Below are 25,850 nucleotides of genomic sequence, written 5' to 3' on the forward strand. Positions count from 1 at the left end.
AAACTATTGCCGGCCGGATGCTCAGGACAGCTCCGGCAGGTCCTCCGCGAACAGCAGGGTCAGGTCGTCGGTGGTGGGGTCCGTCAGCTGGGCGACGCGGCTCGCGTGGCGCTCCACCATCGCCTCGAACGTCTGCCGGGCGGTACGGCCGTTGCCGAACGCCGGGCCCTTGGGGATGGCCGTGAAGTACTTCAGCAGCGCCTCGGACGCGCCCGGCGTCAGCCGGTACTCGTGTTCCTCGGTCTGCTGTTCCACGATCCGGAGCAGTTCGTCGGGGCCGTAGTCGCCGAAGGCGATGGTGCGGGAGAAGCGGGAGGCGACACCGGGGTTGACGGAGAGGAAGCGCTCCATCTCCGTCGTGTAGCCGGCGACGATCACCACCACCGCGTCCCGGTGGTCCTCCATCAGCTTCACCAGCGTGTCGATGGCTTCCTTGCCGAAGTCACGCCCGGCGTCCTCCGGAGACAGCGCGTACGCCTCGTCGATGAACAGCACACCGCCGCGCGCCTTTTCGAACGCCTCCTGGGTGCGGATCGCAGTGGAGCCGATGTGCTCGCCGACCAGGTCGACCCGGGACACCTCCACCAGGTGCCCCTTCTCCAGCACGCCGAGGGAGGCGAGGATCTCGCCGTAGAGCCGGGCGACCGTCGTCTTGCCGGTGCCGGGGGAACCGGTGAAGACCAGATGCCGCTTGACCGAGGCCGCCTTGAGACCCGCCTGCTGCCGGCGCCGGCCCACCTCGATCATGTCGGTCAGCGCCCGCACCTCCCGCTTGACGCTCTCCAGGCCCACCAGCGCGTCTAGTTCGCCGAGCACATCCTTCGACGTCCGCGCCGGCTGCTCCGGCTCGGCGGCGGCGATCAGCGGCTCCTGCTCCGTGTTGCGCTGCCCGGGGATCGAGCCGAGCAGACCGGGGGAGTGCGCCATCGTCTGTACGGTGGTCTCGCGGACCGTGGGCGGCCGCAGCCCGGCGCTCTCGTCGCTGGTGCAGTCCTCCACGACCGGGCCTGACCCGGACCCGGCGTCGGGGCCCGCCTCGGCGAACTCGTAACCGCCGCGCGCACAGCGCTCCGTACGGCACTTGCGCAGCGTCGCACGGCAGCCGTCGATCACATGGAAGCCGTACCCGGCGCTCCCGCTGACCCGGCAGTTCAGGAAGCTGCCGCGGCCCCCCGCGGAGACGTAGAAGCCGGCCTCGGCGGGGGAGTCGACCGTGCAGCGCTCGATGGTCGGGTCGGCGCCCTTGGTGACAATCACACCGGTCTGGGTGCCGTCCAGGGTGCAGTTGTTCAGCGTGCCGCCGCTGCCGTGGTCGCGGAACCACGCTCCGGTCGCCGCCTCCCGGATCCGGCAGTCGTCGAGCTGCGCCGTCGCCCCGTCGCTGACCGACACCGCCGTGTTGCGCACCTGCGACAGATCGCTGTCCACGACGTCCGCCCGTGAACCACGGTCCAGCACGAACAGCGCGTCCGGCACGTCGTGCACCCGGCAGGAGTCGAGGACGGCGGTGGCGCCGTCACTGACCCACACCGCCGGATAGTCGCCGGTGCTGTCGAAGATCTCGCACTGGTTGGCGTCCACCCGGGTCCCCGGATCCCACACCGACAGTCCGTTGCGCCCGAACTGACGGACCGTCGTCCGGGTCAGCGTGAGTACCGAACGGGAGCGCAGATCGACCGCGTTCTCGGGGATGTCGTGGATCCGGCAGTCGGCGAGGGTGAGTACCGCGTCCGTGTCCATGGTGACGCCGTCGGCGGTGGTGCGGTGCACATCGCAGTCGGTGAGATGCGCCGTCGCCCGCTGGGTGACCTGCACACCGGAGCCGCGGACCTCGTAGACCTCACAACCCACCGCCTCCAGCGCGGAGTTCTCGCCCGTCGCGGTCAGCCCGGTGCCCGAGGCGTGATGCACCCGGCAGCGCTCCAGGCGCGGATGGGCACCGCCCCGGACGGCCACGCCCGCCTGCCCGGCCGCGACGACCTCGCACTCCTCGAACACTCCGCCCCCGCCGTCGAGTACGGCGATACCGATGCCCGCAGGGTTGTCGACGGTGCAGCGGCGCACGGTCGGCCGGGCACCGCCGCGCACCTCGATACCCGCGGCGGACCGGGTGACGATCCGCACGTCCATCAGCTCGGGCGTGCCTTCCTCGACCAGCAGTGCGGGCGCCGCCGCATCCTGGCCCTCCACGTGCAGGTCCTGCACCACGGCCGAGGCCCGCACGGTGAGCGGCACGCCGTCCACCGGCGCGATCCGCACCGAGCCGGGTGAGCCCTCGGGGCCACGGAGCGTCACCGCCCTCTGGACCACGAGGTTTTCCCGGTAGGTGCCCGGGGCGATGGTGAGGACGTCGCCGTCGGCGGCGGCCTCCAGGGCAGCGGCGAGCGAAGCGTACTCACCTGTGCGGCGCCGCCACCGCGACGTACCGGTGTGCGTCACCTGGACCGTGCCCTGTGCCATGGCGTTGCTGTGCCCCCACCTCGTCGTACTGATGGCTCGCTCCCGTAGGGGGATCGCCTCCGGCGCCGGGATCGCGACCGCGCTCAGCCCTGGGCTGCCGCGCGCTCGCGCTCCCGAAAACCTGTGCGCCCCTGCGGTTCGCTCATCCGCGGGTTGTCGCCGAAAGCGCTTCGGCCGGTCCACCGTAGCGTGTGCGTGCAGGGTGGGTTGACCAGAGCTGGAAGGCGGTCAGCAGCCCGTGCCCGCCTTGCCCCAGTCCGGGCCTGCCCGGTCCCAGGCCTGGTCCCAACGTGCGTACCGGCTGCGGACCATACGCCACACGGTCAGCCGCCTGCCGCATTCGACCAGGCCCGTGACCAGCAGGGCCGCGCCGATCCCGGCCAGCACCGCGTGGGTCGTGGCGGTGGGGGAGTCCAGCGGTCTGGCCGCTATTCGGCCCTGCGGGTCCGTCCAGAGTCTGAAGTGGTCCCCCGGGCGCGGGGACTTGAGCTCCGCCAGGGCCGGGCTGCGCCGCTGCGTGCCGTCCGCAGCGGTCCAGTCCGCGAGGACACGGGTGTGGGTCTCGCGCACCGTCGTGGTGTCGGGGTCGGGTTCGAGCGGAGCTTCGCCGAGGTCGCGCACCACCGTGGCCGTGACGAGGTGGCGCGTGTGCCGCTGTTCGCGCACGGACCGCTGCAGCGACTCCTGGGCGGCGGCGCCGACCAGGCAGCCGGTCAAGGGCGCGGCGACGGCGATCAGCACCAGCGCCACGAGGGCCACCCACGCCTCGGCCAGGTCCGTCGCGCGGCGCAGCGGATTGTGCCGCCAGCGCCACAGACCGCTGAGAGCCCCCATCTCCCCACCCCCTTCCGCTCCGTCATAACTCCCGGACCGCGCGGGCATGCACGGCCCGGAGCAAGAGAGAGCGACATCACGTCCACCGCGGACGGTCACGAACGCGGTTTCCCATGCTTCTCTCAGCCCTCCCAACGACCGTGACCCGCCGACGGTTCCCCTGTCCGTCGAGGCTCGTGGAGGCTGTCCAGGCCCTCGGGGCCGCCGTCGTCGTCGCGGGCTAGCCCAGCACCCGGACCGGGTCCCCGACCCTGATCGTGCCGGGCGAGAGGGGCACGAGGTTCTGGCCGAAGACCAGACTCGTGCCGACCTTGCGGTGGCGGGCCAGGATGCGCAGGGGCTCCCGGCCGCGTACGGCGGTGTCCTGGTCGACGGTGGTGACGACACAGCGCCCGCTCGCCTTCGCGACGCGGAAGACCACCTCGCCGACGGAGATCCGCGACCAGTGGTCCTCGGCCCAGGCCTCGGTGCCGGCGACGACCACGTTGGGCCGGAAGCGGTTCATCGGCAGCGGGCCCTCATGGGCGTGCGAGCCCTCGGATATCAGCGAGTTCAGGGCGTCGAGGGACGCCGTCGTGGTGATCAGCAGGGGGTAGCCGTCGGCGAAACTGACGGTCTCGCCGGGCAGGGCGTACTCGGGGTCGACCGCGCGGCGGGTGGCCGGATCATCCATGTGCACCAGGCGGACGTCCGCCCGCAGATAGGCGCCGCACCAGTCGTGCGCGGCCTGCGTGGCGGGGACCGCCTCGACCTTCGTACCGAAGATGTTCACCGGCACGGTCCCGGCCGGCTCGGGCACGGACACCGCCAGCGGCGCCAGGCCGGGCGCGGACAGACGAACACCGCCGCCGGGCAGCAGCTCGGCGGCGGCCAGCGCGAGGCGCGGCTGCTCGCGCTGGGTGACGACCTTTCCCCCGTCGTCGATCAGTGTCCAGCGCCGGTCACCGGCCAGGCCCCAGGGTTCCACCACGGCCTCCCGGGGCGCGTGCCCCCGGAGCGCTTTGACCGGATGGACGTGAATCGACTGCACCTCGGCGTTTCCCATGCCGCCATGGTGCCAGCAGGCACCGACAGCGATGGGGCGCCGGTCAGTAGCCGCGGTACTGCTGGTTGTTGTACGGGTCCTGGTACGGAGCCGGCGTGGGCCGCGGCGCGGCCGGACGCATGGCCTCGTATCCCGTGCCCATCGGCCGCTGCTGCTGCGGTGCCTGCGGGCCGGGATAGCCGCGCGGGGCGCTCGCCTGCTGCGGGATGTACGCCGTGGGCGCCTGCTGCAGCGGCGCGGGCTGCGGCGCCTGGGGGTAGCCGTAGGCGGGGGCCTGGTGGGAGGGGGCCGCCGGGAGGGCGGGCAGTGCCGACGGCAGAGCGGGCAGGTTGTGGCCCGTGTCGTAGGCGGCGGGGACCCGGATCGGGGCGATCTGCGGGGTGCCACGCTCGGCCACCAGCGAGTCGTAGATCGGGGTGTCCGGGAAGGAGGCGGAGTAGTAGCCGCCACCATAAGTGGAGCGGGGGGAGGTCATGGCACATAAGTTAAGCCCACGATGTGCTCGTTGGGGAGACCGATAAGAGGGTTGTTTTCCGTGCCGGCAGTGACCGGGGATCCCCAATCCGAGCGAACTTGGCAAAATAGGACGCGCGTCGGCGTTTTAATCGTGTAAAGGGCGAGGTCCTGCGGGGTTACCGGCAGTTGACCGGTGATCTTCCCGCGCCGGTCGTGGGGGTTCGCTGTGCCCGCGAATAGGTTGTGCGGGTAGGGATGACCTCGACGGCCGAGGGTGCCCGGAAACCGACACTGATGGGGGCGGACATGTCAATGCAGAAAGGATCGAACACGCCGGTGCCGACCACGGCCCTGCGCGTCGAACTGGGCTGGCGCTCCGGACCAGGGGTGCCCGACGCGGACGCCTCCGCGCTGCTGCTGGCAACCGGCAAGGTCCGCTCCGACGGCGACTTCGTCTTCTACAACCAGCCCGCCCATGCTTCCGGCGCGGTGCGTCACGAAGGCAAGCGGACGGTGGGCGCAGGCGTGATCGACACCCTTTCCGTGGACCTCGCGCGCGTGGAGGGGGCCATCGAGCGGATCGTACTCGCCGCCTCCGCCGACGGCGGGACCTTCGGGCAGGTCCCCGGTCTCTACGTCGAGGTGACCGACGCCGTGAGCGGCCGGCCGGTCGCCCGCTTCGACAGCACCGGCGCGACCGTGGAGACGGCGTTCGTGCTCGGCGAGTTCTACCGTCGTCAGGGCGCCTGGAAGTTCCGCGCGGTCGGCCAGGGCTACAGCAGCGGACTCGAAGGTCTGGCAACGGACTTCGGTATCACCGTGGACGAGCCCCAGCGCCCGGCTCCGCCCGCCCCGGCTACCTACCCGGCGTCGCCCACTGTGGCGGCCCCGCCGCCACCCCCTGCTCCGCCGACTTCGGCGGCCTGTCCGGCTCCGTCCACCCCGGCTCCGTACCCGCCGCACGCGACCATGCCACCCCCGCCCGTCACCCCTCCCACGGCTCCGCCCGCCCCGGCAGTCCGCCTGTCCAAGGTCACCCTCACGAAGGCGGCACCGTCTGTCTCGCTCGCCAAGCAGGGCGGCACTTCCGGAGCGATGCGGGTGAACCTCAACTGGCAGACACGGAACCACCTTTCGGGCTGGGGCAGCCGCTGGGGAGGCGGGCGGGGAGACCTGGACCTCGACCTGTGCGCCCTGTACGAACTCGCCGATGGCCGCAAAGGGGTCGTCCAGGCCCTCGGCAACGCCTTCGGCTCGCTGAACCGGCCGCCGTACATCCACCTCGACGGCGACGACCGTACCGGTGCCGTGGCGAGCGGTGAGAACCTGACCATCAACCTCGACCACAGGCAGGACTTCCGGCGCATCCTGGTCTTCGTCACGATCTACGAGGGGGCCAGCTCCTTCGCCGACCTGCACGCCACCGTCACGCTGCAGCCGCAGCACGGGGCGCCGGTCGACTTCTCGCTCGACGAGTGCACCGTCCCCTCCACGGTGTGCGCGCTCGCCCTCATCACGAACACGGGCGGTGACCTCCTCGTGCAGCGCGAGGCGCGCTATCTGGTGCCGGAGCGCGGGGTGAGCCCGCAGCGGACCATAGACCGCGCCTATGGATGGGGCATGAACTGGACGCCCGGCCGCAAGTGAGCGGGCTCAGCCCTCGTCGGACACGGCGTCGGGGCGCGCGTACGTGCGGCCCTTCCATGCGGCTCCGCGCCCCCGGTAGTGCTGTACGGCCGAGTCCACCGTCATCAGCAGGTACAGCAGCGCGGTGAACGGCAGCAGTGGAGCGAGCCACAGCGGCTGGCGGTAGTAGCGCAGCATCGGCAGGTACGTCCCCGCCATCACCGCCCACGCCACCGCGCCGGCGACCGCCGTCGCCGTACCGCCGCCCGCCACTCCCACGAGTACCGCGACGGGCGGCACCAGATAGACGAGCGCGAGCCCGGCGACCGTACCGAGGAGCAGCAGTGGGTTGTGCCGCAACTGGGCGTAGGCGCTGCGCGACACCATCCGCCACAGGTCGTGCAGCCGCGGATACGGCCGCACGCTGTCCACCCGGTCCGCCAGCCCCAGCCAGATGTGCCCGCCGGCGCCCTTCACCGCGCGCGCGAGCGCCACGTCGTCGATGACGGCGTCCCGGATGCCGTCCGGGATGCGCGCCTTCTCCGCCATCCCCGCGCGCAGCAGCACACAGCCGCCCGCCGCCGCGGCCGTACGCGAGCCCTTCCGGCCGATCCACCGGAACGGATAGAGCTGCGCGAAGAAGTACACGAACGCCGGGACCACCAGGCGCTCCCAGACGCACTCCACCCGCAGCCGTGCCATCTGCGACACGACGTCGTAGCCTCCGGCATGGGCCGCCGCCACCAGCGTGCGCAGACTGTCCGGCGCGTGTGCGATGTCCGCGTCGGTCAGCAGCAGATATTCGGGGTCACGCGCGCGTGCCAGGCCGATACCGTGCCGCACTGCCCACAGTTTGCCCGTCCAGCCCGCCGGCGGCTCGCCCGGTGAGCCCACGGTCAGCGGCAGCCCGCCGTGCCTCCGGGACAGCTCGCGGGCCAGCTCCCCGGTGCCGTCGGTGCTTCCGTCGTCGACCAGGAAGACCTCGGCCCGGCCCGGATAGTCCTGCGCCAGCAACGACGGCAGGCTCGCGGGCAGCACGGCGGCCTCGTCCCGGGCCGGTACGACCACACAGACGGACGGCCAGGAGTCCGGTTCCCGTCGTGACGGAAGCCGGACGTCCGTACGCCAGAAGAAGCCCTGGCACAGCAGCAGCCAGCACCAGGCGGCCAGCGACACGACGGTGATCCACATCAGGGCGCTCACGCCCGCAGTCTGCCCCACCGGCCAAGCCCGCACGGCCCGATCGTCTATCGTGGCCGGGTGAAGATCGCGCTCATGGACTCCGGAATCGGCCTGCTCCCCGCCGCCGCGGCGGTACGGCGGCTGCGGCCCGACGCGGATCTCGTGCTCTCCTGGGACCCGGACGGGATGCCGTGGGGACCACGCACGCCGGACGACATCACCCGGCGGGCCCTCGACGTGGCCGAGGCCGCCGCCGCCCATGAGCCCGAGGTCCTCATCGTCGCCTGCAACACCGCGTCCGTGCACTCCCTGCCGGAGCTGCGGGCCCGGTTCGAACCGGATCTGCCGGTCATCGGTACGGTCCCGGCGATCAAGCCGGCCGCGGCGGGCGGCGGTCATGTCGCGATCTGGGCGACCCCCGCCACCACCGGAAGCGCCTACCAGCGAAACCTGATCGAGCAGTTCGCCGCCGGTGCGCACGTCACCGAGGTGCCCTGCCCGGGCCTCGCGGACGCGGTGCACCACGCGGACGACGCCGCGATCGACGCCGCGATCGCCTCGGCCGCCGCCCGCACCCCCGAGGACGTCACCGCCCTCGTCCTCGGCTGCACCAACTACGAGCTGGTCGGTGAGCGGATCCGGGCAGCCGTCGAGCGGCCCGGCCGTCCGTCGCTCATATTGCACGGCTCCGCCCACGCGGTGGCCGCGCAGGCGCTGCGCCGGATCGGTGCGGAGCCGGCCCCGGACGCCGCCGCCGACACCACGCTCACGGTGCTGCTCAGCGGCCGCGAGGCCACGCTCCCGGACACGGCGCTGTCCTATGAGGAAGGCCGCTTCCTCCAGGCGGTCAGCCCCGTCCGCTGACCCGCCCGGCGCCGCCGGAGCACACTCGGGCGCAGGGTGGACCACCCGGGGCAGTCACCCTCCGCCACGCCCTGCCCGCGCAGCGAAACCTGAGTAACCTCATAAATATGAGGGACCACCCCCACGCCGACGACAGCCCGCACCCCGAGGTCTGGACCGGACGCGCCACCAACCGGATCCAGTGGCTGCTGGCGCTGGTCGGCGCGGCCTGCATGGCGCTCGGTATCGAGCTGGCCGTGGACTCGGCATGGACCTCCGGCATCGCCGCGCTGGTGATGTCCGTCGTGGGCTGCATCGCCGCCGGTCTGCTGGTCCTCTTCGGCACGCTCGCGTTCGTGCACGTCGACCTCAAGCTCGACAAGGAGTCCCTCGAGGTGCGCTGCGGCCACATGGGGCTGCCGCGCCGCCGCATCCCGCTCTCCCATGTGGCGGGCGCCGACTTCACCGCCCTGGTCACACCGCGGCACTGGGGCGGCTGGGGCTACCGGTGGCGCCCCGAGAAGGGCACTGCCGTCGTCGTACGCCGGGGTGAGGGCATCGTGCTGCGCCTGTGGGACGGCCACACCTTCACGATCACCGTGGACAACGCGGAGTCGGCGGTACGGGTCATCAGGGACCGGCTGCGCACGATCACATCCGGCCCGGCCCGCTGAGGCCGCGCGCCGTGTGTCGGCGCGGGGCGCGAAACCGCTGAGGGGCGTGGCTCCACGCCGTCACTTCCGGGCAACGGTTCTCCGTCATCACGCTCCGGGCTGCGGCTCCACGCCGTCCCTCGCCCACGGCCGTGCCGTCGCCCACCCGGCCAGCAGACCCGCGCCCACCGTCACCGTGGTGAAGCTGAGCGCGTTGCTCACCGTGGCGAGTGCGGCCAGCGCCGTCAGGGCGGCGCCGGTGGTCAGCGCGACGGGGGTGGAGCGGGGGCTGCGCCACAGCGCGTACATCACCCAGCAGAACGCGGCGAGGCACAGGAACACCCCGACCAGGCCCTGCTCCGCCGCCAGCTGGAGCACGGCCGAGTGCGGCCTGCCGTCGGCGGACAGCGTCTGCGGCGCCGGGCTGCCCGGCTCGCCGAAGCGTCCCGGACCGACCCCGAGCCCCCGGTTCCGGCCCGCCAGTCGCAGGGCGTCCTGCCACAACGCCACCCTGGACGCGGTCAGCCGGCCTTCGAGCACCCGGGTGAGTCCGCCCGGCAGTACATCCGTTGCGAGCGCCCAGACCGTGCCCGCCACCAGCGCCGCCACCACGGCCAGCCCGAGCAGACACCCACCCCGGCGGGACACCCGGCCCACGGCGAGTGACCACAGCAGTACGGCCGCACTCGCCACGCAACCGGCCACCGATCCCAGCACGGCTCCGGTCAGCACCGCCCCCGCGGCCAGCATCCGCAGTACCAGCCGCACCTTCGGCACGGGCGTCGCCCAGGCGGCACAGCACGCGGCTCCCGTGGCCAGCGCCAGCAGCGCGGCCGTACCACCGGCGTGGCCGAGCGGGGCTGCGTACCGGGTACCGGCGGACAGCCCGGGCAGTGCCACGGCCAGCGCGAGTCCGGCCGCCGCTCCGGCACACGGCGCGGCCACCGGCAGCAGCGCCCCGGAGACCCGGCCGACGGCATGACCGGCGGCCACGGCGAGCACCGCGAGCAGCACGCCCTCGGGCCGTCCGTCGTGGACCGCCGCGGTGATCAGCGACCAGCCCGCGCAGGCGCCCAGCAGGATCAGGCCGGCCCCGTCAGAAACGTTTCTCCTGACATCGGTCACGTCCGTGTCCCCACCGGTCACAGACCTCGTCCCCGTCGACCCCACCCGCCGCCCCTCGTCCCCGTCCCCTGTTTCAGGCCACGGCTGGGCACGGCGCCGGATCCGGCCGCACTGCCGAGGCTGGGCACACCGTAGCGGCTGATGACCGGTTTGGTCACGAGATGCGGGGGAACGTCGCGGTGGACGTGGGCGGAACGGCGCTTGCGTGCTGCGGGTGCGGGGGCGGTACTGGTCCCTGCGCCAACGGGCATGGGCGGGGCGGCGACCAGGGACAACCGGCAGTGGGTGGAGCCGGTGCGGGCCCTCGTACCGCGCTGTCGGTGGCCCAGGAAGCCGCCGTACACTCACCCGGGTGACCGTCACCGCAACTTCCGTGGACCAGCCGGACCAGCTTCAGCCACCTTCCGCCTCCGGCGTGCGCGGCGGTCGGCTGCTGCGCCTGGTCCCGGCCGTCGCCTCCGCGCTCTGCGGAGTGCTGCTCTACGTCAGCTTTCCGCCGCGCACCCTGTGGTGGCTGGCGCTGCCCGCCTTCGCCGGTTTCGGCTGGGTGCTGCGCGGCCGTGGCTGGAAGGCGGCCCTCGGCCTCGGCTACCTCTTCGGGCTCGGCTTCCTGCTGCCGCTGCTGGTGTGGACCGGCGTGGAGGTCGGTCCGGGCCCCTGGCTGGCCCTTGTCGCCATCGAGGCGGTCTTCGTCGCCCTGGTCGGTGCCGGCGTCGCCGCCGTCTCGCGGCTGCCCGCCTGGCCGTTGTGGGCCGCCGCCGTCTGGATCGCGGGCGAGGCGGTACGCGCGCGTGCGCCCTTCCGGGGCTTCCCCTGGGGCAAGATCGCGTTCGGGCAGGCGGACGGCGTCTTCCTGCCGCTCGCCGCGGTGGGTGGTACGCCCGTGCTCGGGTTCGCGGTGGTGCTGTGCGGATTCGGCCTGTACGAGGCCGGCCGGCTGATCGCCGAGAAGCGCAGGTCGCGCGACGTGCGGCGCGGGGCGGCGGCCGCGGCGCTGCTGAGCGTGGCCGTGCCGGTTGCGGGCGCGGTCGCCGCCCGGCCACTCGTGAGCGACAAGGCCGAGGACGGCACCCGGACCGTCGCGGTCATCCAGGGCAACGTGCCCCGTTCCGGGCTGGAGTTCAGCGCCCAGCGGCGGGCCGTGCTGGACTACCACGCACGCGAAACACTGAAGCTCGCCGCTGACATCAAGGCCGGGAAGACCCCGAAGCCCGACTACGTGCTGTGGCCGGAGAACTCCTCCGACATCGACCCGTTCGCCAACCCCGATGCGGCCGCCGTCATCGACGGCGCCGCCAAGGCGGTCGGCGTGCCCATCTCGGTCGGCGCCGTCGTCGAGAAGGACGGCAAGCTGCTCAACGAGCAGGTCCTGTGGGACCCGGTCAAGGGACCGACGCAGACCTACGACAAGCGGCAGATCCAGCCGTTCGGCGAGTACCTCCCGCTGCGCGGGCTCGTCGGCGCGGTCAACAAGAACTGGACCGGCATGGTCCGGCAGGACTTCAGCCGGGGCAGCGCGCCCGGAGTGTTCGACATCGACGGCGCCAAGGTGGGCCTCGCCACCTGCTACGAGGCCGCCTTCGACTGGGCCGTGCGGGACACGGTCACCCACGGCGCGGAGATGATCTCCGTGCCCAGCAACAACGCGACCTTCGACCGCAGCGAGATGACCTACCAGCAGCTCGCCATGTCCCGGATCCGCGCCGTCGAGCACAGCCGCACCGTCACCGTGCCGGTGACCAGCGGCGTCAGCGCGGTCATCATGCCGGACGGGAGGATTACCCAGCGGACCGGCATGTTCGTGCCCGCCTACCTGGTCCAGAAGGTGCCTCTGCGCACGTCCAAGACCCCGGCGACCGAGCTGGGGATCCTGCCGGAGATCGCTCTGTTGCTGGTCGCCGCCGGCGGTCTCGGCTGGGCGATCGGCTCCGGGCTGCGCGCCCGGCGCGCCGGTGGCGCATAGCGGTACGACCGGCCTACGCCTTCTGAACTGGTTCGGACTCCGTCCGAACCCGAGGAGAGCGCGGGCCCGGCCGGTTAGGGTCGGGCCCATGGCTACTCCTGATTTCATCCGCACACTCCGGGCGTCCGCCGGACAGCAGCTGCTCTGGCTCCCCGGGGTCACCGCGATCGTCTTCGACGACGAGGGCAGAGTGCTCCTGGGCCGGCGGTCCGACACCGGAAAGTGGTCGGTGATCGGGGGTATCCCGGATCCTGGCGAGCAGCCCGCTGCCTGTGCCGTGCGGGAGGTATTCGAGGAGACGGCGGTGCGCTGCGTGGCCGAGCGGGTCGTCCTCGTCCAGGCGCTGGAGTCGTTCACCTACCCCAACGGTGACTGCTGCCAGTTCATGGACATCACCATCCGCTGCCGGGCCGTGGGCGGCGAGGCCCGGGTCAACGACGACGAGTCCGTGGAAGTGGGCTGGTTCGCGGTGGACTCGCTGCCCGATCTCCATGAGTTCGGGCGCTTCCGGATCAAGCAGGCCATGTCCGAGGCCCCCACATGGTTTGACGCTACGACTCTCGGCTGAAGTATGGGTGATCACCACATGTGGTGATGGGTGGGGTCCGCTTAGGGTCGGCACATGACCTCGTCCAGCCCCCCGCCCGGCCCGCGCCCTCAGCCCCTAGCCCTCGACCTCGCCGGCCGCACCGCCCTTGTCACCGGTGCCGCCGGCGGTATCGGCCGCGCCTGCGCGCTGCGCCTCGCGGCCGCCGGCGCGCGGGTGCGGGCCGTCGACCGGGACGCGGCCGGCCTGGCCGAGCTGGCGCAGCAGGCGGAACGGTCCGGCGACCTCCCGGGGACCGTCGAACCCCAGGTCGTGGACCTTGCCGACCTCGACGCAGCCGAGCGCACGGCCGTCGGCGCCGATGTGCTGGTCAACAACGCGGGTCTGCAACTGGTGCGCCCCATCGAGGAGTTCCCGCCCGAGATCTTCCACACCGTGCTGACCGTGATGCTGGAGGCGCCGTTCCGCCTCATCCGCGGTGCCCTGCCGCACATGTACGCGCAGGGCTGGGGCCGGATCGTCAATGTGTCCTCCGTCCATGGTCTGCGTGCCTCTGCATTCAAGTCCGCGTATGTGGCTGCCAAACACGGCCTTGAGGGTCTGTCGAAGACGGCCGCACTGGAAGGCGCCGCCCATGGGGTGACCTCGAACTGTGTGAACCCGGCCTATGTGCGCACGCCCCTGGTGGAGAAGCAGATCGCCGACCAGGCGCAGGCGCACCGCATCCCCGAGGAGCGCGTGCTGTCCGAGGTCCTGCTGCGGGACAGCGCGGTCCAGCGGCTCATCGAGCCCGAGGAGGTCGCCGAGGCGGTGGCTTACCTGTGCAGCCCGCAGGCGTCCTTCGTCACCGGCACGTCGCTGGTGCTCGACGGCGGCTGGACAGCGCACTGAAGCGGTGGGCGGACGGCCCTCCGAAGTACCCGGCGGCGCCCGGCCGGGGAGTTTTCCACAGGCTCGCCGGGCCCGGCGGCCGATGCGGAATCCTGTGACCATGTCTCGCGATCACCTTCAGCCGGAACCCGGCGCCGGCGCCGAGGTCCCGTACCTCGAACTGCTGGCCCGTGACGCCTCCGCGGAGGCGTACGAACAGCCGGCGCTGCTCGCCCGCGCCGAGGGCAGACCGGCCGACCGGATCGCCGCGCTGGAAGAGGCCAAGCTGCTCGCCCTGCGCGTCCGGTCCGAGCTGGAGGGGCGCCGGCGCCGCGAGGCGGAGCTGTCCGCGCTCTTCGAGACCGCCCATGACCTGGCGGGCCTGCGCGATCTGGACGCCGTGCTGCAGGCCATCGTGCAGCGCGCCCGCTCCCTGCTCGGCACGGACGTCGCCTACCTCACTCTGAACGACCCGGGGCGCGGCGACACCTATATGCGGGTCACGGAGGGCTCCGTCTCCGCCCGCTTCCAGCAGCTGCGTCTCGGCATGGGCGAGGGGCTCGGCGGACTGGTCGCCCAGACGACCCGGCCGTATGTCACGGACGACTACTTCAAGGACGCCCGCTTCCAGCACACCCTCACCATCGACGCCGGCGTCCGCGACGAGGGCCTGGTCGCCATCCTCGGCGTCCCTCTCATGCTCGGTCCGCAGGTCATCGGGGTCCTCTTCGCCGCCGACCGCAGGGCACGCGTCTTCGAGCGCGCTCAGATCGCCCTGCTCGGCTCCTTCGCCGCGCTCGCCGCGGCCGCGATCGACACCGCCAATCTGCTCACCGAGACCCGTGCGGCCCTGGCCGGCCTGGAGCGTGCCAACGAGATCATCCGGGACCGCAGCGCCGTCATCGAACGCGCCTCCGACGTCCACGACCGGCTCGCCGAACTCGTCCTGCGCGGCGGCGGGGTGCACGACGTGGCTGCCGCCGTCTCCGAAGTCCTCGACGGCACCGTCGAGTTCACCGAGGCCGATGCGGCACCGGCCGGGGCACTGGAGGCGTCCCGCGCCGAGGGACACGCCGTACGGCACGGCAGCGCCTGGATCGCCGCGGTCGCTGCCGGAGGTGAACTCCTCGGTGCGCTGGTCCTGCGCGGGCACCCCGGTCTCGACCCCGTCGACCTGCGCACTCTGGAGCGCGCGGCGATGGTCACCTCGCTGCTCCTGCTGGCCCGCCGCTCGGCGGCCGAGGCCGAACAGCGCGTGCGGGGCGAGCTGCTGGACGACCTGCTGGACGCGCGCGACCGGGATCCGCGCCTGCTGCGCGAGCGTGCCGCTCGGCTGAGCGCCGACCTGGACGCCACCCATGTCGTCCTCGCCGCACGCCTCGACGGCCCGGCGGCCGACGCCGACGAGGAGGCCGCGGCGCGCCGTCGCCTCTGGTCGGCCGCCTCGCACCTCGCGGCGACCCGGCATGGCCTGGCCGCCGCCCGCGACGGCGGAACCGTCCTGCTACTGCCGCTCGCCGCTGATGACAGCGCCACCTACCTGGCCCACCGCACCGCCCGCCAGCTGGGCACGGCCGTCCACCAACCCGTCACGGTCGGCGCCTCGGCCCCGGTCACCGACCTCACCACGCACCCCGAGACCGTCGCCGCCGCCTACGCCGAGGGCCGACGCTGTCTGGACGCGCTGCACCTGCTGGGCCGGGCCGGGGACGGCGCGGCGGCCGAGGACTTCGGCTTCCTCGGCCTGCTCCTCGCGGGCGAACGGGACGTCGCCGGCTTCGTCGACCGCACCATCGGCCCGGTCGTGGCCTACGACGAGCGACGCGGTACGGAACTGCTGCGCACCCTGGACGCCTACTTCGCCTGCGGGATGAGCCCGGCCCGCACCAAGGACGCGCTCCATGTCCACGTGAACACGGTCGCCCAGCGGCTGGAGCGGGTGGGCCGTCTGCTGGGCGAGGACTGGCAGACTCCGGCCCGCACCTTGGAGATCCAACTGGCCCTACGACTGCACCGGTTGGCGTCCCCGGACAGACGCTGACCCCCGTACGGACGTGCCGTACGGGGGCTGGGGAAAGGGAGCGTGCGGGACAGCCGGGCCAGGGGCACGTGCGAGGTGAGTGCCGCCGGTCAGACCGTCCGCGCCTCGGCGGCGCGGCTCGCACCGGCGGACTCGCCTCCCTCACCTTCGACATGGGTGAGGTCGCGGTGCCGTGTCTCCCGTGCCAGGCCCACGGCGACCAGGGTCAGCACCGAGGCGGCGATCACGTACAGGGCGATCGGGGTGGAGCTGCCGTAGTCGTCGAGCAGGGCGGTGGCGATGAGCGGGGCCGGTGCACCGGCTGCCACCGAGGCGAACTGAGCGCCGATGGACGCGCCCGAGTACCGCATCCGGGTGGCGAACATCTCGGCGAAGAAGGCGGCCTGGGGCGCGTACATGGCGCCGTGCAGCACGAGCCCGACGGTGACGGCCAGGATCAGATATCCGAAGGAGCCGGTGTCCGCGAGTGAGAAGAACGGGAACATCCACAGGCCGATACCAGCCGCGCCGAACAGGTAGACGGGCCGCCGCCCGACCCGGTCGGACAGCGCGCCCCAGGCCGGGATGACGGCGAAGTGGACGGCGGAGCCGATGAGTACGGCGTTCAGCGCGGTCTGTTTGGAGACGCCGGCCGAGGTGGTGGCGTAGACGAGGACGAAGGCGGTGATGACGTAGTAGCTGATGTTCTCCGCCATGCGGGCGCCCATCGCCACCAGTATGTCCCGCCAGTGGTGGCGCAGCACGGAGACGAGCGGCAGCTTCTCCGGCTTCTCCGCCCGCCGGTTCTCGGCCCGCGCCAACGCCTCCTTGAACACGGGCGATTCGTCGACGGACAGCCGGATCCACAGACCGATGAGCACGAGCACCCCGGAGAGCAGGAACGGGATCCGCCAGCCCCATGTCCCGAACGCGTCGTCGGAGAGCACGGTGGTCAGCAGCGAGAGCACACCGGTCGCGAGCAACTGGCCGGCCGGCGCGCCGGTCTGCGGCCACGAGGCCCAGAACCCGCGCCGCCGCGCGTCCCCGTGCTCCGACACCAGCAGGACGGCACCGCCCCACTCCCCGCCCAGCGCGAACCCCTGGACGAGCCGCAGAGTGGTCAGCAACACGGGAGCCGCGGCCCCGACCGTGGCGTGCGTGGGCAGCAGCCCGATGGCGAACGTCGCCCCGCCCATCATCACCAGGCTCAGCACCAGCAGCTTCTTGCGCCCCAGCCGGTCGCCGTAGTGCCCGAACACGAGCGCCCCCAAGGGGCGGGCCGCGAACCCGACGGCATACGTCAAGAACGACAGCAGCGTCCCGACGAGCGGGTCGGAGTCCGGGAAGAACAGCTTGTTGAACACCAGCGCGGCGGCGGAGCCGTAGAGGAAGAAGTCGTACCACTCGATGGTGGTGCCGATGAGGCTGGCGGCGACGATGCGGGGGAGGCGCGTAGGGGCTGGTGGAGCGCTCGCGGGGGAGGACATCGGTACCACTTCCTGGCGTTCGACGGGGACGTTTGCGTGTCGCCACACCGTAGGAACGGGCAGGTCAGAGGCGTATGTGGTGGGACACCATAGTTCTAGGCGTGGGAGTGCGCGCGCACACCATGGAGGCGCTGCTGGGGCCTCGGCGACGGCCTCAATGAGGCTGCGAAGGGCGCCGTCCGAGTTGCGCTGTTCGGCATGATTTGGAGGCGCCGTGCTGACTCCCGTGCTGGTTTGGTGCTGACTAAAAGCCCACGTCATCACCCGTTCTCACCCCTCCCGTGCTGACTTGGTGCTGACTACGCAGCGTAGAAGTCCGACGTCGGCCGCAGATCGGGCGTCGCAGTGTCGGGTTGGCTGCGGGGCGAGCAGTTCTCGGGCCGCGGTTCATGGGTAGCCCCGGAGCTAGAAGCGGATGCCTTGCCTCGGCGAGTGTCGTGATGTGGTCGGCGTGTCAGCGGCTGTCGTGTGGCGAGCGGTCATGCTTCACCAGCCGAGTGGAGCACCGAGCAGGTTCTTGGTCTGCTGGTGGTACAGGGTTGATAGGCTGCTGACCAGCGGAAATGATCTCGAAGGAGGCGGGAAGCGGCATTTTGGCCCGCGAATGGTCCGGATCTTGATCCGTGACCGTACCGGAAGGGGTGCCCGGTGGCCCTGTTCAGGGAGTGCCACGCCCACGCACCGCATCGGCGGCCACGCGGGAGAGCAGTAAACTCCCCACTTGCCCGTCTCGACCGCGACCCCAGCACAGCGGGCGGACGGATCCGAGCGTTGTTGAACTCGCTCCTGACCGATGCGCTGGATGACGAGCCCCGATGGCAACGACTGACCCGGCAACTGCTTGAGGTGCTGCCCGAACTCACTCAAGCACCGTGGGACGACGCCGCCGCACTGCAGGAGCCGATGGCCTACCTGCCCGTCGAGAACCCGGCGGCACGTCGCCTCATCAGCGAGTCCGGCAACGTGACCTCCGTGGTCGGCACCATTCAAAGCGCCAAGGGCGAAACACACGCCGCCACCTTGGTCCTTGAGTGCCTGGACAGAACGGGAAAGAGGCACGACGTCACCGACGTGCTGGCACTGCTGGCCGGTGCCGGAGACATCGCTCGTGCTTCCCCCACCGTTCGCCGCGCGGCGCAACTCATCTTCGTCGGAGCCACTCGCCCCACTCACCTTCTTGCCCTGGCCGCCTTGCGGGAGCGGGCCGAGCCCTACACCGAGGCCTTGGCCGGGAAGGGGTGGAACGTTCACCACGTCACGGACCCCTGGCTGCCGGCCTGAACGCCGAAAGCGTGTCGCGGCGGTTCCGGTTCAGGAGTCGCATAACCGGTAGGCTTCGGCCGGCCCTGGCGCGCGCTGAGTACACCCCGGTCCAACAGCCTGCAGGTGATGAACGCCCGGAGGGACGCCACCTCGGCGGTGGTGTCCCTTTCCGACGGCATGACCGAGGTTGCTCGTGCATGGGGTTCGACGGTCAACTGGTCTTGTGGCTCCACTGCGGCCCGACCAGGGTCCACTCCCGGTCCCACTCCTTGATGCGGCGACGGTCGAGGTACATTCGGCCGACGCTCCCGATCCCGAATACTGCGCCGCTCAGGGCGAGGGCGGCGGAGGCTCCGAAGAGTCCCGCCTCGACGGCCGCCTTGCCGGGCGTGGGCGGCTGCGTACTCAGCTTCCCTTGGGTGTCGATCCAGATCCTGACCGTGGAGCCGGCCTTCTTCCCGGTGGTCACCAGCGTCCTGTCGCTGTGCGTGGAGCCGTCGGAGTTCGTCCAGCGGACCCTTGCCGATGCCAGCTCTCTGCCCATCTCCGAGGTCGCGGTGCGCGGGACGTCATCGAGGAGAACGGCGCGGACGGGGGTCCGCTCGGCCCGCTGCTGGGCGAAGACCTGGTCGGCTGCATGGGCCGTCACCACACCGACCGCCGTGCCACCCACCGCAACGAGCACCCATGTGGCCAGCATGAGCCATGCCTCAAGGACGTCGTCGCGACGCCGGATCGGGTTACTGCGCCACCGCCACAGCGGTACCCTCGTTGGCTTGCGCTTCCTGTTCGCGGGGTTGTCCTCGCGCATCTCTCCGCACCTCCTCGTCGTCACACACATGAAGGTGACAGCGGCGGCATTGCGGTGGCATGGGCCGGTCAGGTGGAAGCGGAGGGCCGATCGGGCCGAGCCCAGGCCGGCGGTGGGCCGTTCGGCCCAGCACACGTACGGCTCGTCGACTCGCCGTGGTGCTGTGCCCGTGCGCAGTGGTCGCTGTGCCCTGAACGGGCCTGGCAAGGGGACCATCGGCCCCTCCCCGTACGGCTGTGGCGCTCTCACGCTCGTAGGGCACCCGTATCTGTCCGACTTCGTACGGAAGGAGGCCGCCATGCGAACCGCGCCCGTCGACGCCGCGTCCCTGGAAGCCTGTATCTCGGCCGCCGGGGCCGCGCCCTCGATCTACAACACCCAGCCGTGGTGCTTCCGGCTCGACCCGGACAACGTCGCGCTGGAGGTACGCGCCGTACCCGAGCGTGGCTTGCGCCACGCTGATCCTGTCGGGCGGGCTCTGCATCTGTCGGTGGGTGCCGCCGTCTTCAACCTCCGCGTCGCAATGGCCCACTTCGGCTGGGGAGCCGTGGTACGCCTGCTGCCGGATCCTGAAGACCCGAGCGTGCTGGCCACGCTTCGGCTGTCCGGGACGGGCCAGCGGCACACTGCGGGGCACCGCCCCGACCTCTACCCGATGATCTGGCGCAGGCACAGCAGCAGGTTCCCCTTCTCCGGCAGGCCGCTTCCGCTGAACGTTCGAGCGGAACTTGCCGAAGCCGCTCAAACGGAAGGTGCCTCACTGACCTTTTCCCCGTCTGACGAGACGGCACGGCTGCTGCGCGTCGCCACGGAGGCCGAACACCGCAACCGCGCCGACCCCGACCGGGCCGTGGAGAGCCGCCGATGGGTGCACCGAGACCCGGACCACTCCAGCGAAGTCGGCATACCGCAGACGGCGCTGGGGCCGCAGGACGCACACGAGCAGCTGCCCCTACGTGACTTCACCGCACAACGGCACCCTGAGCGGCTCTCCGCCCAGTCCTTCGAGTCCCGTCCTGTGGTAGCCCTGCTGACCACCGAGGACGACCGGCGCAGCGACTGGCTGCGCGCCGGACAGGCCCTGGAGAACCTCCTGTTGGTGGCCACGGCGCACGGTGTGCGTGCCTCCCTGCTGCACCAGCCGATGGAGTGGCCCGACCTGCGCCGCGACCTGAGCCCCGTACCGGACCGCACCGGGCATGCGCAGATGCTGATTCGCCTCGGGTACGGCCCGGAGGGCTCGGCCACTCCGCGGCGTGCGCCGGATCAGGTGTGCTGACGCTCAACGACCAGGCCGCCTGAGTAGCCGTGATCCTGGAGCCGCGGCCACTCCGAAGGCCCCGTGTGGTTGCGGGTTGCCCTCAGAAGTGTCAGCGCGCTGTGGCGGTGAGGACCCCGCCGGGCACAGCAGCCAAGGCTTGGGGCAGGTGGTCGTACATATCGAACACGCCATCCAGCCCCGCACCACGAAGAATTCGAAGGAACTGATTGCTGTCAGTGACAAGACGCAGCCGACCGTGCCGATCCATAACCCTGTTCCGCGCCCGGCACAGCACCCCCAGCCCGGCACAGTCGATGAAGGACACGGCACGGAGGTCCACGACGAGGTCGGGGAGAACGACGGCCGTCAGATCGTCCAGGCGTGCTCCAAGGGGCGGTGCCGTGAGGATGTCGATCTCACCGCGCAGCTCCAGGACGGTCGTCCCGCCGACGGCACGCTCGATGTGGCGGGGTGCGAACGAGATGAGGGGTTCGGCCATGGTCAGAGGAAATCCGGGCCGATGGGCGTGCCGGAAGGGCCGTCCGGCCCCCCTTCGCCGCCACGTTTCCTCGGGCCGCTCTCCGGTCGGGGCGGGACCCGTGGCCCTCACCCGCGGCCACCGGCGGGCTCAGCATGGAGTGTGATCCCCCACCGGGCGAAGGACGGGCTGACTCATGTACCCGAACGATGGTTTCCGTGAACTCGGTCGTCACGAGTGCCTGCGCCTGCTGGCGACGGCTCCCATCGGCCGCATCGTCCACACGCGCCAGGCACTGCCCGCAGTGGTGCCGGTCAACTTCGGCCTGGACAACGATGGAGCGGTGTTGCTGCGCACCTCGGCGGGCTCCGAGCTGGCCCGCGCGGTCGACGGCGCGGTCGTCGCCTTTGAGGCGGACGCGGTGGACGCGGAAGTGCACTCCGGCTGGAGCGTCGTCGTCACCGGCCGGGCCGAGATCGTGACGGATCCGGCCGGGGTGGCACGCCTGGAGCGGATCGGCCCGCACTCCTGGGCTCCCTCGCCCGAGGAGGTCTTCGTGTGCATCGAGCCTGAACTGGTCACCGGGCGTGAACTCGTCGGGGGCCGCACGATGTACGGCCTGCACCTCTCCGCCTGACCGCTGGGCATCCGCGCGTGACCTGGCCCGAAGGGCCCAACGGTGCGGGGCCGGACGGCGCGGCGACGGGTTCCCGCCGGCCCTGCCCCGGGCAGGGGCACACGGGGAGCATCGTCAGCGGAGCCGCTCACGGAATACGTCCGTGTGCGGTGTCGCGAACGATGCGGAGGCAGTGATGACCGTGGCAACCCGTCCAGACGTGGACGCTCCCGCCGAGGCCTGGCGCGGATTCGCCGGCCGGCGCTGGCGCGAACGGATCGACGTACGCGACTTCATCCAAGCAAACTACACGCCCTACGAAGGCGGTCCGGAGTTCCTGACCGGTCCGACCGAGCGCACGCTCGCCGTCTGGCACAAGGTCAGCGCCCTGTTCCCCGAGGAACGCCGCAAGGGCATCCTCGACGTGGACACCGCCACCCCTTCCACGATCACCTCGCACGCCCCCGGCTACATCGACCGGGACCGTGAGCTGATCGTCGGACTCCAGACCGACGCCCCGCTGAAACGTGCGATCATGCCCAACGGCGGACTCCGGATGGTCGAGAACGGCCTGCGAGCGTACGGCTACGAGCCCGACCCCTTCGTCACCAAGGTCTTCGGTACCTACCGCAAGACCCACAACGACGGCGTCTTCGACGCCTACACTCCCGAGATGCGGGCCGCCCGCAAGGTGGGCATCATCACCGGGCTCCCGGACGCCTACGGCCGGGGCCGGATCATCGGCGACTACCGGCGCGTCGCGCTGTACGGCACCGACCGGCTGATCGAGGCCAAGCGGGCCGAGCGGGCCCTGCTGGACAGCCGGCCCTCCGCTCCGCACGTCATCCGTGATCGCGAGGAGCTGGCCGAGCAGATCCGGGCGTTGGGTGAGCTTGCGCGGATGGCAGCCTCCTACGGCTGTGACGTCACCCGCCCCGCGTCCACGGCCCACGAGGCCGTGCAGTGGCTCTACCTCGGCTTCCTGGCCGCAGTCAAGGAGCAGAACGGCGCCGCGATGTCGCTGGGCCGCACCTCGACCTTCCTGGACGTCTACGTTCAGCGCGACCTCGACGAGGGCCGTATCGACGAGGTCCGGGCCCAGGAGCTGATCGACGACTTCGTCATCAAGCTGCGGATCGTGCGCTTCCTGCGCACACCCGAGTACGACCAACTGTTCTCGGGCGACCCGACCTGGGTGACGGAGTCCATCGGCGGCATCGGCTCCGACGGCCGTACACTCGTCACCCGCAGCTCGTTCCGCTTCCTGCAGACGCTCTACAACCTCGGGCCCGCGCCGGAGCCGAACCTCACGGTGCTGTGGTCGCCGCAGCTGCCTGAGGGCTTCAAGCGGTTCTGCGCCCAGGTCTCGATCGACACCAGCTCCATCCAGTACGAGTCCGACGACCTGATGCGCCCGCGCACCGGCGACGACACGGCCATCGCCTGCTGCGTGTCGGCGATGGCGGTGGGCAGGCAGATGCAGTTCTTCGGCGCCCGCGTCAACCTCGCCAAGGCCCTGCTGTACGCGATCAATGGCGGCCGGGACGAGATGACCGGCGAGCAGATCGCACCCGAGATGCCCGCCCTGACAGGGGAGTACCTGGACTACGAGGAGCTGTCGGCAGCGTACGACCGGATGCTGGACTGGCTGGCGAAGACGTACGTCGACACGCTCAACGTCATCCACTACATGCACGACAAGTACGCCTACGAGCGCATCGAGATGGCCCTGCACAACCACCCCGTCTACCGCTACATGGCATGCGGCATCGCCGGGCTCTCCGTGGCCGCCGACAGCCTGTCCGCCGTCAAGTACGCCCGCGTGAAGGTGATCCGGGACGACACCGGGCTGGCCGTGGACTACCAGGTCGAGGGCGAGTACCCGGCGTACGGCAACAACGACGACCGCGCCGACGGCCTCGCGGTGGACCTGGTGGAGTCCTTCATGGCCAAGGTGCGCATGCACCCCACCTACCGGGACGCCGAGCACACCCAGTCGGTGCTGACGATCACCTCGAACGTGGTCTACGGCAAGCACACCGGCAACACCCCCGACGGCCGCCGCGCCGGGCAACCCTTCGCGCCCGGCGCCAACCCCATGAACGGCCGGGACCGGCACGGGGTTGTGGCCTCGGCCCTGTCGGTGGCGAAGCTGCCGTACGAGGAGGCCCGCGACGGAATCTCCCTGACCACGACCATCACGCCCGAGGGACTGGGCCACAATCCCACTGAGCGGGCCGGCAACCTGGTCGGCATCCTCGACGGGTACATGACCTTCGGCGGCTTCCACATGAACGTCAACGTGCTGAACCGGGCGACGCTCGAGGACGCCATGGAACACCCCGAGAAGTACCCCGAGTTGACGATCCGGGTCTCCGGATACGCGGTCAACTTCGTCCGGCTCACGCGTGAGCAGCAGCTCGACGTGATCAGCCGCACCTTCCACGGGGCGCTGTGAACGCCACGGCGGCACCCGTGGTGACCGGCCGGGTGCACTCCTGGGACCTGTCCACCGGCGTGGACGGTCCCGGGACCCGGTTCGTCCTGTTCGTCAGCGGCTGCCCGTTGCGCTGCCTGTACTGCGCCAATCCGGACACCTGGCACATGCGCGACGGCTGGGAGACCTCGGTCGACAAGGTCATGGGGGAGATCGAGAAGTACCGTGGCTTCCTGACAACGGCCGGGGGAGGGGTGACCATCACCGGCGGGGAGCCGCTGCTCCAGTCGGCGTTCACCGGCTCCCTGCTGCACCGCTGCAAGGAGGCCGGCCTGCACACGGCGCTGGACACCTCCGGCTTCCTGGGCGCGCGTGCCTCGGACGAACTCCTCGCCGACACAGACCTGGTGCTACTGGACATCAAGTCGTTCGACGCCACCACCTACCGCAAGCTCACCGGCGGCGGTCTGGCTCCCACGCTCAGCTTCGCCACGCGCCTGGACCGGCTGGGCGTCCCTGTGTACATCCGTTACGTCCTCGTCCCCGGCTGGACCGACGACCCGTCCGCCGTGGACGCTCTCGGCGCCTTCCTGTCCGGGCTGAGCAACGTCGACCGGGTGGACGTCCTGCGCTTCCACAAACTCGGCGCCCACAAGTACGACGCCCTGGGTATCGACTTCCCGCTGCGCGACACGCCCGTGCCCGATCCGGAGCTGACGGAACGCGTGCGCGAGCAGTTCCGGGAACACGGGCTGCGGGCGTTGTGAGCAGGCCGATCTCCGCCGTACGTGCACCGGCGTGTGGGCCACTCGGCCTCCGTACAGGGACCTGAGGCCTCTCCTGTCCCAAGTAACCGAGCGTGAAACTGAGTTCGTGACTTTGAAGGAGGCCGAGATGCCCCGCACCATCACCGCAGGCCTGGACGGATCCCCGGAGAGCCTGTGCGCCGCCGAATGGGCAGCCAGGGAAGCCCTGCTCCGCGACGCCCCGCTGCGCCTGGTCCACGCCCTCGGGCGGCAGCTGTACACGTACGCGCCGCCGGGCGGGATACCTCAGCCGTCACCGATCCCGGACGAGTGGAGTCGCTGGGCGGACCGCATGCTTCGCGAGGCGGAAGCGACGATCGCGCGGCGCCACCCGGGCCTGCGGATCACCACCGACCGTGTCACCGAAGAACCCGTGTCCGCCCTGCTCGGCGCGGCCGGGGAAGCCGACCTGTTGGTGCTGGGCTCTCAGGGCTTGGGCGGCGCGGCCGGTTTTCTGGTCGGGTCCGTTGCCCAGGCGGTCGTGGCCGGCAGTCGAAGGCCTGTCGTCCTCGTGCGGGGCGGCCTGCGCCCCGAGGACGAACACCAGCCCGGCGCCTTCGGCTCCGGGGTCACGCCGTTCCGCGACGTCGTCCTTGGCCTCAACTCCGCGGCCCCGAACGACAGCGTGATCGGATTCACCTTCGAGACTGCCTCACAGCGCGCGGCGGGGCTGCGCGTCGTCCATGGCCGCAGCCCGGAACTGCCCTACTACGACAACGGCGGCGACCTCAACGCCGAACTGCACGACGAACTCACCGGGGAGATGCACCGTGCCCTGTCCGAGGCGCTGGAGCCCTGGCGGGAGAAGTTTCCCGGCGTCGATGTGACAGAGCAGGCCGTGATCGGCAAGGCGGGCTCGCACCTCGTGGAGGCCTCGCGCGACGCGTCCCTCGTCGTGATCGGCCGCCGCCTGCGCCGGACGCCGATCGGCACGGGGATCGGCCCGGTCGCCCACGCGGTGCTGCACCATGCCACCGCACCGGTCGCGGTGGTCCCCCACGATTGACAGGTTGCCGGGCGAGCCACAGCCCGCTTCCGACTGAAGGCGGCGTGAGAACTGGAGGGTT

The 25,850-nt window shown here is 71.3% G+C and carries 22 protein-coding genes; 13 read left to right on the top strand and 9 right to left on the bottom strand.

The annotated features are described in order from the left end of the window. Positions 1-21: 21 nt before the first annotated feature. The 4 genes from AV521_RS04525 to AV521_RS04540 all read right to left on the bottom strand — a co-directional run bounded on the left by AV521_RS04525 (position 22) and on the right by AV521_RS04540 (position 4,814). On the bottom strand, positions 22-2,460 hold the full coding sequence (locus tag AV521_RS04525; protein ID WP_076083778.1) for a right-handed parallel beta-helix repeat-containing protein: 2,439 nt from the start codon (positions 2,458-2,460) through the stop codon (positions 22-24). 228 nt (positions 2,461-2,688) lie between these two features. Continuing rightward, positions 2,689-3,294, bottom strand: a complete 606-nt coding sequence (locus AV521_RS04530) for a hypothetical protein (RefSeq protein ID WP_076083781.1) — start codon at positions 3,292-3,294, stop codon at positions 2,689-2,691. A gap of 220 nt (positions 3,295-3,514) precedes the next feature. After that, the gene (locus AV521_RS04535; protein WP_076083784.1) at positions 3,515-4,339 is read right to left on the bottom strand and encodes an MOSC domain-containing protein; all 825 of its coding nucleotides are present in this window, start codon (positions 4,337-4,339) and stop codon (positions 3,515-3,517) included. 43 nt (positions 4,340-4,382) lie between these two features. Further along, positions 4,383-4,814 (bottom strand): DUF6643 family protein, encoded by a 432-nt coding sequence (locus AV521_RS04540; protein WP_076083787.1) that lies wholly within the window; start codon positions 4,812-4,814, stop codon positions 4,383-4,385. Between the two features lie 275 nt (positions 4,815-5,089). On the opposite strand from AV521_RS04540, the gene AV521_RS04545 reads away from it, so the two are divergent. After that, the gene (locus AV521_RS04545) at positions 5,090-6,442 is read left to right on the top strand and encodes a TerD family protein (RefSeq protein WP_076084681.1); all 1,353 of its coding nucleotides are present in this window, start codon (positions 5,090-5,092) and stop codon (positions 6,440-6,442) included. Between the two features lie 6 nt (positions 6,443-6,448). Here the strand turns inward: AV521_RS04545 and AV521_RS04550 are convergent, their stop codons facing one another. Continuing rightward, entirely contained in the window at positions 6,449-7,612 is a 1,164-nt protein-coding gene (locus AV521_RS04550; RefSeq protein ID WP_079249122.1) for a glycosyltransferase, read from the bottom strand. A gap of 69 nt (positions 7,613-7,681) precedes the next feature. Here AV521_RS04550 and AV521_RS04555 point away from each other — a divergent pair, with 69 nt between their 5' ends. Both AV521_RS04555 and AV521_RS04560 read left to right on the top strand, forming a co-directional pair. Further along, a complete protein-coding gene (locus tag AV521_RS04555) occupies positions 7,682-8,467 on the top strand; it encodes a glutamate racemase (RefSeq protein WP_076083792.1) in 786 nt (261 codons plus the stop codon). Between the two features lie 107 nt (positions 8,468-8,574). Further along, positions 8,575-9,120: a hypothetical protein gene (locus AV521_RS04560; RefSeq protein WP_076083794.1), complete on the top strand. Its 546-nt coding sequence runs from the start codon at positions 8,575-8,577 to the stop codon at positions 9,118-9,120. A gap of 87 nt (positions 9,121-9,207) precedes the next feature. Here AV521_RS04560 and AV521_RS04565 read toward each other — a convergent pair whose 3' ends face one another. Further along, on the bottom strand, positions 9,208-10,224 hold the full coding sequence (locus AV521_RS04565; protein ID WP_256725433.1) for an O-antigen ligase: 1,017 nt from the start codon (positions 10,222-10,224) through the stop codon (positions 9,208-9,210). 352 nt (positions 10,225-10,576) lie between these two features. On the opposite strand from AV521_RS04565, the gene lnt reads away from it, so the two are divergent. The 4 genes from lnt to AV521_RS04585 all read left to right on the top strand — a co-directional run bounded on the left by lnt (position 10,577) and on the right by AV521_RS04585 (position 15,645). Further along, positions 10,577-12,187: an apolipoprotein N-acyltransferase gene (lnt, locus tag AV521_RS04570; RefSeq protein WP_076083796.1), complete on the top strand. Its 1,611-nt coding sequence runs from the start codon at positions 10,577-10,579 to the stop codon at positions 12,185-12,187. Positions 12,188-12,275: 88 nt separating this feature from the next. Next, entirely contained in the window at positions 12,276-12,755 is a 480-nt protein-coding gene (locus AV521_RS04575; RefSeq protein ID WP_076083798.1) for an NUDIX domain-containing protein, read from the top strand. Positions 12,756-12,809: 54 nt separating this feature from the next. Next, positions 12,810-13,625 (top strand): 3-hydroxybutyrate dehydrogenase, encoded by an 816-nt coding sequence (locus AV521_RS04580; RefSeq protein ID WP_076083800.1) that lies wholly within the window; start codon positions 12,810-12,812, stop codon positions 13,623-13,625. Positions 13,626-13,725: 100 nt separating this feature from the next. Beyond that, positions 13,726-15,645 carry a GAF domain-containing protein gene (locus AV521_RS04585; RefSeq protein WP_076084685.1) on the top strand — a complete coding sequence of 640 codons (1,920 nt, stop codon included), beginning with the start codon at positions 13,726-13,728 and terminating at the stop codon, positions 15,643-15,645. A gap of 89 nt (positions 15,646-15,734) precedes the next feature. Here the strand turns inward: AV521_RS04585 and AV521_RS04590 are convergent, their stop codons facing one another. Beyond that, positions 15,735-17,111 (bottom strand): MFS transporter, encoded by a 1,377-nt coding sequence (locus AV521_RS04590; RefSeq protein ID WP_076083802.1) that lies wholly within the window; start codon positions 17,109-17,111, stop codon positions 15,735-15,737. 774 nt (positions 17,112-17,885) lie between these two features. Between AV521_RS04590 and AV521_RS04595 the strand changes: the two genes are divergently transcribed. After that, positions 17,886-18,392, top strand: coding sequence for a hypothetical protein (locus tag AV521_RS04595; protein ID WP_076083804.1), 507 nt, complete (start codon positions 17,886-17,888; stop codon positions 18,390-18,392). Positions 18,393-18,585: 193 nt separating this feature from the next. Here the strand turns inward: AV521_RS04595 and AV521_RS04600 are convergent, their stop codons facing one another. Next, positions 18,586-19,185: a hypothetical protein gene (locus AV521_RS04600; RefSeq protein WP_076083806.1), complete on the bottom strand. Its 600-nt coding sequence runs from the start codon at positions 19,183-19,185 to the stop codon at positions 18,586-18,588. 298 nt (positions 19,186-19,483) lie between these two features. Here AV521_RS04600 and AV521_RS04605 point away from each other — a divergent pair, with 298 nt between their 5' ends. Beyond that, a complete protein-coding gene (locus AV521_RS04605; protein ID WP_076083808.1) occupies positions 19,484-20,464 on the top strand; it encodes a nitroreductase family protein in 981 nt (326 codons plus the stop codon). A gap of 91 nt (positions 20,465-20,555) precedes the next feature. On the opposite strand, the gene AV521_RS04610 is transcribed toward AV521_RS04605, so the two are convergent. Beyond that, on the bottom strand, positions 20,556-20,945 hold the full coding sequence (locus AV521_RS04610; RefSeq protein WP_076083810.1) for an STAS domain-containing protein: 390 nt from the start codon (positions 20,943-20,945) through the stop codon (positions 20,556-20,558). Positions 20,946-21,120: 175 nt separating this feature from the next. On the opposite strand from AV521_RS04610, the gene AV521_RS04615 reads away from it, so the two are divergent. The 4 genes from AV521_RS04615 to AV521_RS04630 all read left to right on the top strand — a co-directional run bounded on the left by AV521_RS04615 (position 21,121) and on the right by AV521_RS04630 (position 25,789). Beyond that, positions 21,121-21,561: a pyridoxamine 5'-phosphate oxidase family protein gene (locus AV521_RS04615; RefSeq protein WP_076083813.1), complete on the top strand. Its 441-nt coding sequence runs from the start codon at positions 21,121-21,123 to the stop codon at positions 21,559-21,561. A 175-nt stretch (positions 21,562-21,736) separates the two neighbouring features. Next, positions 21,737-23,998 (top strand): formate C-acetyltransferase, encoded by a 2,262-nt coding sequence (pflB, locus tag AV521_RS04620; RefSeq protein ID WP_076083815.1) that lies wholly within the window; start codon positions 21,737-21,739, stop codon positions 23,996-23,998. Further along, entirely contained in the window at positions 23,995-24,744 is a 750-nt protein-coding gene (gene pflA, locus AV521_RS04625; protein ID WP_179022842.1) for a pyruvate formate-lyase-activating protein, read from the top strand. The genes pflB and pflA overlap by 4 nt, the downstream gene beginning before the upstream one ends. A gap of 127 nt (positions 24,745-24,871) precedes the next feature. Continuing rightward, positions 24,872-25,789 (top strand): universal stress protein, encoded by a 918-nt coding sequence (locus AV521_RS04630; RefSeq protein WP_076083817.1) that lies wholly within the window; start codon positions 24,872-24,874, stop codon positions 25,787-25,789. Positions 25,790-25,850: the final 61 nt, after the last annotated feature.

Source organism: Streptomyces sp. IMTB 2501 (assembly GCF_001953885.1).
GTDB lineage: Bacteria > Actinomycetota > Actinomycetes > Streptomycetales > Streptomycetaceae > Streptomyces.